Below are 13391 nucleotides of genomic sequence, written 5' to 3' on the forward strand. Positions count from 1 at the left end.
CGGGCCATGGGAGAGCGGGTCGCGGTCGTGTGGGACGAGTCCTTTCTGAGCTACGACCTCGGCGGGGACCATCCGCTCAACCCGGTCCGGCTCGACCTGACCGTGCGGCTGGCCCGCGCGCTGGGCGTGCTGGACGGGGTGTCATTCCACCTGCCGGTGCCGGCCACCGAGGCCGAGCTGGAACGGGTGCACGAACCCAGCTACCTGGCCGCGGTGCAGGCCGCGCCCACCTCTGCCTGGGAGGTCGGGCACGGCCTAGGCACCCCGGACAACCCGGTCTTCGAGCACATGCACGAGGCATCCGCGCTGGTGGCGGGCGGTTCGCTGGTCGCGGCCCGCGCGATCGCGGAGGGCAGGGCGGACCGCGCGGTCAACCTGGCAGGCGGCCTGCACCACGCGATGGCCGGGCACGCGGCCGGGTTCTGCGTCTACAACGACTGCTCGGTGGCCATCGCCGACCTGCTGGCCAACGGCGTCGAGCGGGTGGCCTACCTGGACGTGGACGTGCACCACGGCGACGGCGTGCAGGCGGCCTTCTACGACGACCCGCGGGTGCTCACCATCTCGCTGCACCAGCACCCGTTGACCCTGTGGCCGGGCACCGGCTACCCCCGTGAGCTGGGCATCGGCGCGGCCGAGGGCACCTCGGTCAACATCGCGCTACCGCCGCGCACCACCGACGCGGGCTGGCTACGCGCCTTCCACGCCACCGTGCCCTCGCTGCTCCAGGCGTTCCGCCCCCAGGTGCTGGTCACCCAGTGCGGCGCGGACACCCACCGGGAGGACCCGCTGGCCGACCTGTCGCTGTCGGTGGACGGGCACCGGGCCACCTACCAGGCGCTGCGCGAGCTGGCCGAGACCTACGCGGGCGGCAAGTGGCTGGTGCTCGGCGGCGGTGGCTACGCGCTGATGCGGGTGGTGCCGAGGTCCTGGACCCATCTGCTGGCCACCGTGCTGGACCGCGACCTGGACCCGGACACCGCGCTGCCGGCCGAGTGGATCGCGCACACGGCGCGACTCGCGCCACACGTGCCGCTGCCGACCTCGATGACCGACGAGTGCGACCCTGTGTTCGTGCCGTGGGATGACACCGCCGGTGACGCCGTGGACTCCGCCATCAGGGACACCCGGCGGGCGGTCTTCCCCTTGCACGGCCTCGACCCCGATGATCCACGCGACTGAGGGACCGATGAGCGAGACCGAGCCGGACCCGTTCGACTACCCGCGGCAGTGGGAGGCCGACGTCGTGCTGTCCGACGGCGGCACGGTGCACCTGCGGCCGATCACCCCCGACGACGCCGAACGCCTGCGCGCCTTCCACGGCAGGCTCTCCGAGCGCACCCGCTACCTGCGCTACTTCGGGCCGTACCCGCGCATCCCGGACCGCGATCTGAAACGGTTCACCACGGTGGACCACCAGCACCGGGTGGCGCTGATCGCGCTGCTCGGCGACGAGATCGTGGCGGTGGGGCGGTTCGACCGGCTCAGCGGCACCGGCAAGGCCGCGCTGATCAAGTCACCGGTCAGCGCGCAGGCGCCGGACGGTGAGATCGCCGAGGTCGCCTTCGTGGTGGAGGACCCGCACCAGGGCCGGGGCCTGGGCTCGATCCTGCTGGAACACCTCACCGCGGCCGGGCGCGAGGTCGGGGTGCGGCGGTTCGTGGCCGAGGTGCTCGCGGAGAACCGCCAGATGGTGCGGGTGTTCCGGGAGGCGGGCTACGAGGTCAGCCGGGCCTTCGACGAGGGTGTGCTGCACCTGGAGTTCGCCATCGACCCCACCGAGGAGTCACTGGCGGTCGCGCACTCCCGGGAGCAGGCCGCCGAGGCGCGCAGCGTGCACAACCTGCTGCACCCGCGCTCGGTGGCGGTCATCGGCGCCTCCACCGACCACGCCAAGGTCGGCCACGCCGTGCTGAGCAACCTGCTGGTCGCCGACTTCGCCGGACCGGTCTACCCGGTCAACGCCGAGCACCGCTCGGTGCGCGGGGTGCGCGCCTACCCGACGGTGCTGGACATCCCCGACGACGTGGACCTCGCGGTGGTCGCGGTGCCTGCCGCCAGGGTCGGCGAGGTGATGGACGCCTGTCTGGCCAAGGGGGTGAAAGCCCTGGTCGTGGTCAGCTCCGGGTTCGCCGAGACCGGCACCGAGGGCGCCACCCGGCAGCGTGAGCTGGTCACCGAGGCGCGGGCGCACGGCATGCGGGTGGTCGGGCCGAACGCGCTCGGCGTGGTCAACACCGACGGCGCGGTGCGGCTCAACGCCAGTCTCGCGCCGACCCTGCCCGGCCGCGGCCGCACCGGCTTCTTCTGCCAGTCCGGCGCGCTGGGCAGCGCGATCCTGGCCACCGCGGCCGAACGCGGTCTGGGCCTGTCCACCTTCGTCTCCGCGGGCAACCGCGCGGACGTCTCCGGCAACGACCTGTTGCAGTACTGGGAGACCGATCCGGCCACCGACGTGGTGCTGCTGTACCTGGAATCCTTCGGCAACCCGCGCAAGTTCGGGCGGCTGGCCCGGCGGCTCGGGCGGTCCAAACCGATCATCGCGGTCAAGTCGGGGCGGCACGCGGTGCGGCCCGGCCTGGCGGCCACCTCGGTGGCGGTGGACGAGGCCAGCGTGCAGGCGCTGTTCGAGCAGGCCGGGGTGGTCCAGGTCGAGTCACTGGCCCAGCTGTTCGACACCGCGCTGCTGTTCGCTCACCAGCCGCTGCCCGCTGGACCGAGAGTGGCGATCGTGGGCAACTCCTCGGCGCTGGGCATGCTCGCCGCCGACTCGGCACTGGCCCAGGGCCTGGAGCTGGCGGCGGAGCCGATCGACGTCGGGCCCTCGGCCACGCCGGAGGTCTTCGCCGAGGCGGTGCGCGCGGCGGTCTGCCGGGAGGACGTGGACGCGCTGGTGGCGGTGTTCGCGCCACCGGTCGCGGTGCCGGGCACCGCCTACGCGCGGGCGCTGCGGGAGGCCGTCTCGCAGGGCTGCGGCGCGCGCAAGCCGGTGGTGTCCACGTTCCTGGCGGTGGAGGGTGTGCCTGCCGAGCTGGCGGTGCCCGGACCGGACGGCTCGCCGGGACCTGGCTCGCTGCCGTCCTATCCGAGCCCGGAGCGCGCGGTGCTGGCGCTGTCCAGGGCGGTCCGGTACGCGCAGTGGCGATCCGCGCCACAGGGCCATTTCCACCGCCCATCGGACCTCGACCCCGGCAGAGCACGTGGCCTGGTGGAGCAGTGGGTCAGCGCCGAGGAGGTGGAGCTCACCGACGACCAGGTGCGCGATCTGCTGGCCTGCTACGGGATCTCGATCGTGCCCTATCGGGTGGTGTCCGATGTGGACGAAGCGGTGGCCGCGGCGGCCGAGCTCGGCTACCCGGTGGCCCTGAAGTCGGTCAGCGAACGCCTGCGGCACCGCACGGACCTGGTCGGCGTGCGCCTTGACCTGCCGGGGAAGTACGCGGTGCGCTCGGCGTATGAGGACCTGCGCGCGGTCTCCGGAATGGCCGAGGTGTATGTGCAGCGGATGGCGGCCAAGGGCGCGTCCTGTGTGATCGGCCTGCAGGACGACCCGTCCTTCGGCACGCTGGTCTCCTTCGGACTGTCCGGTGTGGTCAGTGACCTGCTCGGCGACCGCGCCTACCGGGCCGTGCCGCTCACCGACGTGGACGCCGACCGCCTGGTCCGCGCGCCCAAGGCCGCCCCGCTGCTCACCGGCTACCGCGGCGCGGAGCCGGCGGACCTGGACGCGCTGGCCCAGCTCGCGCTCCGGGTGGCCGCGCTGGCCGAGGACCTGCCGGAGGTCCGATCCCTTGCCCTGGAACCGGTGCTGGCCTCCGCGGCCGGTGCGTTCGTGACCAGTGCGCGGGCCTGTCTCGGGCCGCCACCGTCCCGACCGGACAGTGGGCCGCGCCGACTTCGCTGACTGGACATATGGTTGATCACATGCCACCTGCCCAGCCAGCGCACCGTGCCGGGGAACCGGTCCGCGACGGAATCCCCGAGCACGGGCGGATTCCCCGTTACTACGCGGTCAAGGTGCAACTGCGCGCGGTGATCGAGGAGCTGGGTCCGGGCGCGATGCTGCCCAGCGAGCGGGAGCTGGCCGAGCGGTTCGGCGTGTCCAGGGTCACCCTGCGGCAGGCCGTCGGCGAGCTGGTGCTGGAGGGCAAGCTCCAGCGCAGGCACGGCAGCGGCACCAGCATCGCACCGCCCAAGCTGAGCCAGCCGCTGTCGCTGTCCAGCTACACCGAGGGCATGCGCGCCCAGGGCGTCCGCCCCGGCCGCAACCTGATCACCTTGGAACGCCTCACCGCCGACTCCGGCCTCGCTGATGATCTGCGGATCGAGCTGGGCGCGCCGGTGGTGCACATCGAGCGGGTGCTGCTGGCCGACGACGAGCGGGTCGGCCTGGAGTCGACCTACCTGGCCGAGCAGCGCTACCCCGATCTGCTGGAGGTCTTCGACCCGGCCGAGTCGCTCTACGCTTGTTTGCAACAGCAGCTGGGCGTGGTCTTCGCCGAGGCCGAGGAGCGGGTGGAGACGGTGCTGGCCACCCCGCGCGAGGCGCTGCTGATCGGCACCAACCCGGCCCTGCCCATGCTGCTGCTGCACCGCATCTCGGTCGATCCGGACGGCAGCCCGATCGAACGGGTCCGCTCCCTGTTCCGCGGCGACCGGTTTTCCTTCGTCACCCGCCTGCGACCGAACTGAGGAACCCCAGCACCAGCCCCGCCCATTCCGGGCCGCGCTCCACCGCCACCGTGTGCCCACAGTCCAGCTCGGCCAGCCGCGCGCCGGGGATGCCCTCGGCGAGCACCCGCGAATGTCCAGGCGTGGCAAGGGCATCGGCGCGGGCGGGGATCACCAGCGCAGGCACCCGGATGCCGGCCAGCTCGGCCCGGACGTCCACGTCGAGGGCCATCTCCAGCTGGTGCAGCACGCCCGGCGTGGGGTCCTCGGCCAGCCACTTGGCCAGCCCAGAGACCATGGCGGGCACATCGTTGGTGGCGAGGTGGGACCCGCTGTGGCACATCAGGGTCAGGTACTCGGCCAGCGCGTCACGGTCGCCTGATTCGACCAGTCGTCGCCAGAGGGTGAGGGCCAGGCGAAGATGCGGCTCGGGGTAGGCGAAACCGGCGGTGAGGACCAGGCCGGTGACGCGGTCCGGGTAACGGGTGGCGATGCGGACCGCGACGGCGGAGCCGGTGGAGAAGCCGAGCACGGCGAAGGGGCCGGTGACCTCGGCGACCAGGCGGTCGGCGAGGCGGTCCAGGGTGAGTGGCTCGGCGGGGGTGGCGCCGGAGCCGGGGTAGTCGTGGGCGACGACGTTGTGGTCGCGGGAGAGCGGGGTGAGGAGAGGGCCGAAGCTGTCCTCGATGGTCCTGCCGACGCCGTGGGTCAGCAGGACGGTGGGGCGGGTCATGGTCGCGACGGTAAACGCTGACACCGCTGTGAGGGTCAAGTCCAATAGTCACGAACGGATAACTGGTCTAGTTCTCCTTTGGCTGGGAGTTCACCCGCAGTTGGGCTGACCGTCCCGGTCTGTTCGGTTGCGCCGACAAGCGTGTGGCCCGTGCGAGTACTGATCGTGGGCGGTGGCGTGCTGGGCACCATGCACGCCTGGCAGGCCCTCAGCCGGGGCCATGACGTCATCCAGTTGGAGCGTGAGCCGGAGGCGCGGGGCGCCTCGGTGCGCAACTTCGGGCTGGTCTGGGTGAGTGGGCGGGCCGACGGCGCTGAGCTGGCGACCGCGTCCCGGGCCCGGGAGCTGTGGGCGGAGCTGGGTGCGGCGGTGCCGGGGCTGGGGTTTCGGGCGGCGGGGTCGCTGACCGCGTTGCGGACCGATGCCGAGCTGGCGGTGGCTGAGGCGTTCGTCGCCTCGGGTGCGGCGGCGCGGCGGGGCACCACGTTGCTCGATCCGGCCGAGGCCCGGGAGCGGAATCCGGCGCTGCGCGGGGAGTTCCTGGCCGCGTTGTGGTGTGCGCGGGATGCCGTGGTGGAGCCGCGGACCGCGCAGCCCGTGTTGCGGGAGCACCTGCTCGGCACCGGGCGGTATGCCTGGTTGCCCGGTCGGGAGGCGCGGGAGTTGACCGCCAATGGGGTGCGGGATGATCACGGGCAGGTGCACGAGGCTGATCTGGTGCTGTTGTGCGTTGGTGCGCAGCTGGGTGGGCTGGCTCGGGAGGTGGCGGGGGAGCTGCCGTTGCGGCGGGTGCGGTTGCAGATGATGCAGACCGAGCCGCTGGGGGAGGAGTTCCCGACCGCGCTGGCCGATGCGGACAGCCTGCGCTACTACCCGGCCTACGCGGGTCCCGCGCTGGATGAGCTGCGGGTCAGGCAGCCGCAGCCGGCCGTGGCCGAGGAGCACGCCATGCAGTTGCTGGTGGTGCAGCGGCGGGACGGTGGGCTGACCATCGGGGACACCCACGGCTATGCGGAGCCGTTCCCGTTCGACACCGACGAGCAGCCCTACCAGTACCTGCGCGAGGTCACCGAGTCCCTGCTGGGACAACGGCTTCCGCTGATCCGGCGGCGCTGGGCCGGGGTGTACGCGCAGAGCCTGACCGGGGAGATCGTGCACCGGGCGCGGCTCACCGAGCGGGCGTGGGTCATCGCCGGGCCCGGCGGGCGGGGCATGACCTGTTCGCCCGCGATCGCCGAAACCACCGCGCTGGAGGCTGGACTGTGACGATCACCTTGGCAGTGCTGGACATGGCGGGCACCACCGTGCTCGACGGCGGGCTGGTCGAGCAGGCCTTCACCGCCGCGGTCGGCGCGGTGGGCGTGCGGCCGGAGGATCCCGCCTATCCCGGCATGCTCGACTACGTGCGCGCCACCATGGGCGAATCCAAGATCACCGTGTTCCGGGCCTTGCTGGACAACGACGAGGACCGCGCGCAGGCCGCGAACCAGGCCTTCGAGTTGGCCTACGCGGGCCTGGTGGACGCCGGGCACTGCGCGCCGGTGCCCGGTGCGGCCGAGGCGATCACCCGGTTGCGGGACAACGGGATCCGGGTCGCCCTAGGTACCGGGTTCGCCGCGCCGACCCGTGATCGTCTGCTGGACGCGCTGGGGTGGCGGGACCTGGTCGACCTGAGCCTCACCCCGGGGGAGGCCGGGCGGGGGCGGCCCTACCCCGATCTGGTGCTCACCGCGGTGCTGCGATTGGGGATCGAGGACGTGCGCCAGGTCGCCGTGGTCGGGGACACCGCCTCCGATGTCCACAGTGGACTACGCGCCGGGGCCTCGGTGGTGGCCGGGGTGCTCACCGGGGCGCACGACCGGGAGGCGTTCAGCGTCGCCGGGGCCACCCACGTGCTGGACTCCGTTCGTGACCTACCCGAGCTGTTGATCGGCCAGAACCGTTGAGGGAGAACATCATGCGTCGTGTGCTGGCCGCCGCCGCCACACTGCTCCTGCTCGCCGCCACCGGTGCCTGTGGCGGCACCGCGGCGGGCGGGGGAACCGAGGGCACCGTGGTCGTCTACAGCGCGGACGGCCTGAAGGACTGGTACGGCAAGCGGTTCGCCGAGTTCACCAAGAAGACCGGCATCGGGGTCAACCTGGTGGAGGAGGGCTCCGGCGGGATCGTGTCCCGGATGGAGCGGGAGCGGACCAACCCGCAGGCCGACGTGGTGGTCACGCTGCCGCCGTTCGTGCAGCGTGCCGCCCAGCAGAACCTGTTGGCCCAGCATGTGATCCCGGGCAGCGACCAGGTGCTGGCCCGCGACCCCGGCAACCGGTACGCGGCGATGCTGAACAACTACCTGGTGATGGCCTACAACCCGGACTTCGCCAAGCCCGCCCCGGTCACCTGGGACGACCTGCTGGACCCGCGGTTCAAGGGCAAGATCCAGTACTCCACGCCCGGCCAGGCCGGGGACGGCACCGCGATGCTGTTGCAGCTCCAGCACGTCTACGGCGAGCAGGGCGCGCTGGACTACCTCAAGCGCCTGGAGGTCAACAACGTCGGCCCGTCCGCCTCCACCGGCAAGCTCCAGCCCAAGCTGGCCAAGGGCGAGCTGCACGTGGCCAACGGCGACCTGCAGATGAACCTCGCCCTGGTCAACAACGACAAGGCGAACATGCGGCTGTTCCTGCCCGCCGGTCCGGACGGCAAGCGCTCCACCTTCGCCATCCCGTACCACGCCGGGCTGGCCGCGAACGCCCCGCACAGCGAGGCCGGGAAGAAGCTGCTGGAGTTCCTGTTCTCCACCGAGGTGCAGCGCACCGCGCCGGAGAGCTTCGGCGCACCCGGCCGCGCGGACGTCAAGGCCGAGGGGCCGCTGGCCGAGCAGGTCAGCGCGCAGCTGGCCGGGGTGGAGGTCTGGCAGCCGGACTGGGACGCGGTGCTGGCCCGGCTGGACGCCGACCTGGCCGCCTACGGCAAGGCGGTCGGCCGGTGAGCGCGGTCCGCCTCGAACAGGTCAGCGTCCACTTCGGACGGACGGTGGCGCTGGCCGGGCTGGACCTGGAGGTCGCGGTCGGTGAGACCCTGGCCCTGCTCGGTCCCTCCGGCTCCGGCAAGTCCACCGCGCTCAAGGCCATCGCCGGGTTCCTGCGGCCCAGTAGCGGCCGGGTGTTCCTGGGTGGCGAGGACGTCACCGACCTGCCGCCGCACCGGCGCGGGCTCGGCGTGGTGGTGCAGAGCTACGCGCTGTTCCCGCACATGCGGGTCTTCGACAACGTGGCCTTCGGCCTGCGCGCCCGCCGCGCCGGTCGCCGGGAGGTCGAGCGCCGGGTGAGCGAGGTGCTGGAACTCGTGGGCATGGCCGGGTTCCGGGACCGGTATCCGCGGGAGCTCTCCGGCGGGCAGCAGCAGCGGATCGCGATCGCCCGCGCGCTGGCCATCCGGCCACCGGTGCTGCTGCTGGACGAACCGCTCTCCGCGCTGGACGCGGCGCTGCGCGAGGACATGATCGCCGAACTGCTGCGGCTGCGCGCCGAACTGCCGGACACCGCGATCATCCACGTCACCCACGACCAGGGCGAGGCGCTCGCGCTGGCCGACCGGATCGCGGTGATGCGGGAGGCGAAACTGGTCGACATCGGCCCGGCCCGCGAGCTGTACCAGCGGCCGCCCTCGGCGTTCACCGCCTCCTTCCTCGGCTCGGCCAACCTGCTGCCGGTGCGGGTGCTGGACATCGGCGCGGACGACGCCGCGGTGCGGCTCGGGCAGCTGGTCGTGCGCGCGGCGGCCAACGGCGCGGTCCAGGCGGGGCAGGAGGCCACGCTCGGCGTCCGGCCGCACCGGCTCAGCGTGCACGCCGATCCGGCCGGTGGCCTGCCCGGCAGGCTGGTCGGGGTGCAGTGGCGCGGCACCGGGTTCCGGCTCGACCTGGAGCTGGACGACCTCGGTCCCGCCCGCGCCGAGGTGTCCACAATGGACGGACTGCCCGCGCTGGGTGAGCGGGTCGGGGTGACCGTGGCCGACGGCTGCCCGCTGGTACCGGCCGGGGGCACCTGGTGAGACGCCTGCTGTGGCTGTTGCCGCCGCTGCTCGTGGTGCTCGGCTTCTTCTGCTATCCGCTGGTACTGGTGGCCCAGCAGTCCTTCACCGGGGACGCCTGGGCGCAGGTGCTCTCCTCCGCGGAGTTCGGCCAGGCGGTGTGGCGGACCGTGCTGCTGGCCGTGGCGGCCACCGCGGGCTGCCTGGTGCTGGGCACGTTCCTGGCGCTGGTGCTGGCCTTCGCGCCGTTCCCCGGGGCCGGGCTGGCGGTGCGGCTGGTGGACGCGGTGCTGGCGTTTCCGTCCTTCCTGATCGCGCTGTCCTTCACCTTCCTCTACGGCAGCGCCGGGGTGCTCAACGCGGTGCTCGGCCAAGGCACCCTGGACTTCCTGTACACGCCCTGGGGTGTGCTGCTCGCGGAGGTCACCTTCTACACGCCGTTCGTGCTGCGGCCCGCGCTGGCCGCGTTCCGCCAGCTGCCCGGCGCGCAGCTGGACGTGGCCGCCAGCCTGGGCGCGCGGCCGTGGCGGGTGCTGTGGCGGGTGGTGCTGCCCGAGGCCAGGCCCGCGCTGGCCGCCGGGGCCTGCCTGACCCTGCTGCTCACCATGAACGAGTTCGGCATCGTGCTGTTCATCGGCGCCAAGGACGTGGTCACGCTGCCGATGCTGGTCTACACCAAGGGCATCATCACCTTCGACTTCCCGCAGGCCAGTGTGGTCGCGGTGGTCAACGTGGCGCTTTCCCTCGCCCTGTACGGGCTGTACCGCTGGGTCTTCAGCAGGACGGGAGCCGACCGTGTTGGTCTGGACAAGGCGTAGCCGGATCATCCTGTGGCTGGTGTTCGCGCTGCTGTTCGGCGTGATCGTGCTGGCCCCGCTGGCGATGATCGCGCTGGCCGCGGTGGCGGGCAGCTGGAACGGCGTGCTGCCAGGGGAGCTCACCGGCGACCACCTGGCTGCCGCGGTCTCCGGCGACGGCCTGGCCAGCGCGCTGGTCAGCCTGCAGACCGCGACGCTGGCCTCGCTGGCCGCGGTGCTGCTGGGTTCCTGGGGCGCGATCGTGGTGCGCGGCCTGCCCAAGCTGCCGCGCCGGATCGTGGACCTGGTGCTGCACCTGCCGATCGCGGTGCCCTCGGTGGTGCTGGGCCTGGCGCTGCTGGTGGCGTTCAGCCGGCCGCCGTTGCTGCTCAACGGAACCCGGTGGATCGTGCTGCTGGCGCACCTGGTGATCGTGCTGCCGTTCGCCTACAGCATGGTCGCCGCCGCCCTGGACCGCGCCGACCCCGCGCTGAACCAGGTCGCGGCCAGTCTGGGCGCGCGGCCGGGCCGGGTGCTGTGGCGGGTGCGGCTGCCACTGCTGCTGCCCGCGATGTCCGGCGCGGCCGGGCTGGGACTGGCCCTGTCCATGGGCGAGGTCGGCGCGACGATCATGCTGTACCCGCCGGACTGGCGCACGCTGCCGGTGAGCATCTTCGCGCACACCGACCGCGGTGCGGTGTTCCTGGCCGCGGCCGGCACCATCCTGTTGCTGGCGCTCACCGTGGCCGGGCTGTTCGGGCTCAGCGCGGTAAAACCCCGTGGCGTGCAACGCTGAACCGGCCGGAGAGCAGGAACAGCACGGTCACCGCGGCCAGCGCCAGCATCAGCCCGTCCGGCCGCAGCAGCTCCACCGCCAGCCCGCCCAGCGGCGGCCCGGCCAGGCTGCCCACGCCCCACAGCGTGGTCGCGCAGGCGTTCGCGGTGACCAGGTCCGCGCCCCGGAACTGTTCGCCGATGCGCACCAGGCCGAGGGTGTAGACGCCACCGGCCGCGCCGCCGAGCAGCACCAGCGCGGGCCACAGCAGCACCGGGTGCGGCATCAGCAGTGGCAAACCCAGTGCCAGCACCAGGACCACGGCTCCGCAGGCCAGGTGCAGCCGACCCCGGTCCACCCGGTCGGCCAGCCAGCCGAGCGGCACCTGGAGCAGCGCGTCCCCGGCGAAGACCGCGCCGACCAGCAGCACCGCGATCCGCTCCGGCTGCCCGTAGGCCATGCCGTACAACGGGAACAGCGCGAGCACCACGCTGTCGAAGAAGGAGAACAGCAGCACCGCCAGCACGATCACCGGTGCGGCACGGGCGAAACCCAGCAGCCCGAACGACCGCGGCCCGTGCCCGCCACCGATCTCGCAGCGGGTGAACGCGAGCAGCAGCAGGCCGGGCAGGTGCGCGGCCACCGTGACCAGGATCGGCGCGGACCCGCCGGAACCCAGCCAGGCCAGCAGCCCCGGCCCGGACACCTGGCAGAGGGTGAACACCGAGGTGTACACCGCGACCCAGCGCCCGCGCACCCCGTCGGCGGCCACCACGTTGATCCAGGTCTCGCCCAGCGCCAGCAGCACACCCGCGGCCGCTCCCACGGTGAACCGCAGCACCAGCCAGGCGAACAGGTCCGCGGTGGTGGTGAGCAGCAGCAGGCTCAACGCCGAGGCCAGCAACGCGCCCAGCAGCACGGTGCGCACCGGCCACCGCCGGGTGAGCGGCCCGGTCAGCGGGGCCGCGCACAGGATGCCCAGCGCGGGCAGCGCGGCGGCCGCGCCGACCACCGCGCTGCCCGCCCCGGCGGCGGCCAACCGCAGCGACACCAACGGGATCGCCAGTCCGGTGGCCAGGCCGACCACCGCGACCGTGCTGACCGCGGCGACCGGTTCCCAGCGGCGGCTCAGCATGCCAGCCGCGGCGCCACGAGGTGCTGGAAGATGTCCCGCTGCGGCGAGGTCGCGCCCGGCACCCGTTCCCCGTCCACGTACCGGCAGGAGGCGGCCGGGCCCTGGCCGCCGTAGGGCAGGTAGCCCTTCTCGGTCAGGTGCAGGTCGGTGTCGCGCAGGATCGAGTCCGGTTCGTGCAGCGGGGTGTCCAGCAGCGAGTCCACGTACGGGCTCTCGCCGAACAGCGAGACGTACATGGCGTTGTTGCGGTAGCGGTGGTCGGTGAAGTAGGTGGCCAGCTCGGCGTCGGTGTCGTAGGGCTGGAGGTAGAAGACGGGAGCGAAGAACTCCTGGTAGTTGCCGCCCAGCGTGAGGTCCTTCTGGAACACGGTGGGCCGGATCATCCCGGTGACCGGGTTGATGTCGCCGCCGTAGACGCAGAACTCGCGGTCCTCCTTGAACATCCGGATGATCTTCACCGGGTGGTCGGGGTCGCTGTTCGGGCCGACCAGGTTGTCCGGGTCGGCGTAGGGCCCGACCCGGTGTGCCAGGCCGCGCAACCGGAGCACCAGCGCCTCCCGGAACTCGGCCAGCCGATCCCGGTGCACCAGGATCGCGTTCGGTCCGGCGCAGTCCTGGCCCTGGTTGTAGAGCACCACCCGCAGCGCGCTGTCCACCGCCAGCGCCAGGTCCGCGGACTCGGTGACCACCAGGGGGTTGTGGCCGGAACCGTTGAGGATGAACAGGGTCCGCTTGAGGAACAGCCGCCGGACCTTGGCCGCGTTGTCCGGCGAGCCGGTGAACACCACCGCGTCGGTGCGCCGGGCGCGCTGCGCCACGAACACCTCACGGTCCTGATAGGACACTCGCAGGTTCGGGAAGTACTCCGGCAGGTCGAGGACTTCGGCGAGCTTGCGGTAGTGCGGGTGCATCACCGTCGGCGGCCGGAGCGCGGCCTCCTCGGCCATGAGCGAGGGGATCACGCCGAAGCACACCGTGGCGTACAGCGGCTGGTTGAGCGGCAGGAAGCTGGTGACGCCCTGCACGCGGCCCTGGAAGTACTCCCGGTTGCGGTGCAGGTTGGCCAGGAACTCCACCGAGCGGTCGATCTCGTCCAGGGCCACGTTGGCGCACTGGTAGCCGGAGAGGCTGTGCACGACGTCCTCGGCGCGGGCCCGCAGGTGCGCGGCGAAGGCGGCGGCGCGCTGCCGGATCTCGGTGAAGTCCACAGTGGACACGGGGAGGGAGGTGACGGTCACGGCGAACCACCTTGGG

The 13391-nt window shown here is 72.5% G+C and carries 12 protein-coding genes; 9 read left to right on the forward strand and 3 right to left on the reverse strand.

Annotation, left to right across the window (positions count from 1 at the left end; translation table 11 throughout):
* Positions 1–6: 6 nt before the first annotated feature.
* Genes ACWDY5_RS27915 through ACWDY5_RS27925 form a run of 3 tightly spaced genes read left to right on the forward strand, consistent with a single transcriptional unit; the run spans position 7 to position 4692 of the window.
* Positions 7–1182, forward strand: a complete 1176-nt coding sequence (locus tag ACWDY5_RS27915; RefSeq protein WP_449725125.1) for an acetoin utilization protein AcuC — start codon at positions 7–9, stop codon at positions 1180–1182.
* 7 nt (positions 1183–1189) lie between these two features.
* The gene (locus tag ACWDY5_RS27920; protein ID WP_449725126.1) at positions 1190–3904 is read left to right on the forward strand and encodes a bifunctional acetate--CoA ligase family protein/GNAT family N-acetyltransferase; all 2715 of its coding nucleotides are present in this window, start codon (positions 1190–1192) and stop codon (positions 3902–3904) included.
* A gap of 20 nt (positions 3905–3924) precedes the next feature.
* Entirely contained in the window at positions 3925–4692 is a 768-nt protein-coding gene (locus tag ACWDY5_RS27925) for a GntR family transcriptional regulator (protein ID WP_449725127.1), read from the forward strand.
* Here ACWDY5_RS27925 and ACWDY5_RS27930 read toward each other — a convergent pair.
* A complete protein-coding gene (locus ACWDY5_RS27930) occupies positions 4670–5404 on the reverse strand; it encodes an alpha/beta fold hydrolase (protein WP_449725128.1) in 735 nt (244 codons plus the stop codon). The genes ACWDY5_RS27925 and ACWDY5_RS27930 overlap by 23 nt on opposite strands.
* A gap of 150 nt (positions 5405–5554) precedes the next feature.
* Between ACWDY5_RS27930 and ACWDY5_RS27935 the strand changes: the two genes are divergently transcribed.
* From ACWDY5_RS27935 to ACWDY5_RS27960, 6 genes are read left to right on the forward strand one after another with little or no spacing between them, the layout of a single operon-like run.
* Positions 5555–6670, forward strand: coding sequence for a TIGR03364 family FAD-dependent oxidoreductase (locus ACWDY5_RS27935; protein ID WP_449725129.1), 1116 nt, complete (start codon positions 5555–5557; stop codon positions 6668–6670).
* Positions 6667–7350: a phosphonatase-like hydrolase gene (locus tag ACWDY5_RS27940; protein ID WP_449725130.1), complete on the forward strand. Its 684-nt coding sequence runs from the start codon at positions 6667–6669 to the stop codon at positions 7348–7350. Before ACWDY5_RS27935 ends, ACWDY5_RS27940 begins: the two co-directional genes overlap by 4 nt.
* Positions 7351–7361: 11 nt before the next feature.
* On the forward strand, positions 7362–8387 hold the full coding sequence (locus ACWDY5_RS27945) for a 2-aminoethylphosphonate ABC transporter substrate-binding protein (RefSeq protein ID WP_449725131.1): 1026 nt from the start codon (positions 7362–7364) through the stop codon (positions 8385–8387).
* Positions 8384–9451 carry an ABC transporter ATP-binding protein gene (locus tag ACWDY5_RS27950; RefSeq protein WP_449725132.1) on the forward strand — a complete coding sequence of 356 codons (1068 nt, stop codon included), beginning with the start codon at positions 8384–8386 and terminating at the stop codon, positions 9449–9451. Before ACWDY5_RS27945 ends, ACWDY5_RS27950 begins: the two co-directional genes overlap by 4 nt.
* A complete protein-coding gene (locus ACWDY5_RS27955) occupies positions 9448–10248 on the forward strand; it encodes a 2-aminoethylphosphonate ABC transporter permease subunit (RefSeq protein ID WP_449725133.1) in 801 nt (266 codons plus the stop codon). Before ACWDY5_RS27950 ends, ACWDY5_RS27955 begins: the two co-directional genes overlap by 4 nt.
* Positions 10226–11023 carry an ABC transporter permease gene (locus ACWDY5_RS27960; RefSeq protein WP_449725134.1) on the forward strand — a complete coding sequence of 266 codons (798 nt, stop codon included), beginning with the start codon at positions 10226–10228 and terminating at the stop codon, positions 11021–11023. Before ACWDY5_RS27955 ends, ACWDY5_RS27960 begins: the two co-directional genes overlap by 23 nt.
* Here ACWDY5_RS27960 and ACWDY5_RS27965 read toward each other — a convergent pair.
* Positions 10989–12137 carry an MFS transporter gene (locus ACWDY5_RS27965; protein WP_449725135.1) on the reverse strand — a complete coding sequence of 383 codons (1149 nt, stop codon included), beginning with the start codon at positions 12135–12137 and terminating at the stop codon, positions 10989–10991. The two genes, ACWDY5_RS27960 and ACWDY5_RS27965, sit on opposite strands and share 35 nt — an antisense overlap.
* Positions 12131–13375 carry an aldehyde dehydrogenase family protein gene (locus tag ACWDY5_RS27970; protein ID WP_449725136.1) on the reverse strand — a complete coding sequence of 415 codons (1245 nt, stop codon included), beginning with the start codon at positions 13373–13375 and terminating at the stop codon, positions 12131–12133. Before ACWDY5_RS27970 ends, ACWDY5_RS27965 begins: the two co-directional genes overlap by 7 nt.
* Positions 13376–13391 lie beyond the last annotated feature (16 nt).

It is taken from the genome of Crossiella sp. NPDC003009, from assembly GCF_053591555.1.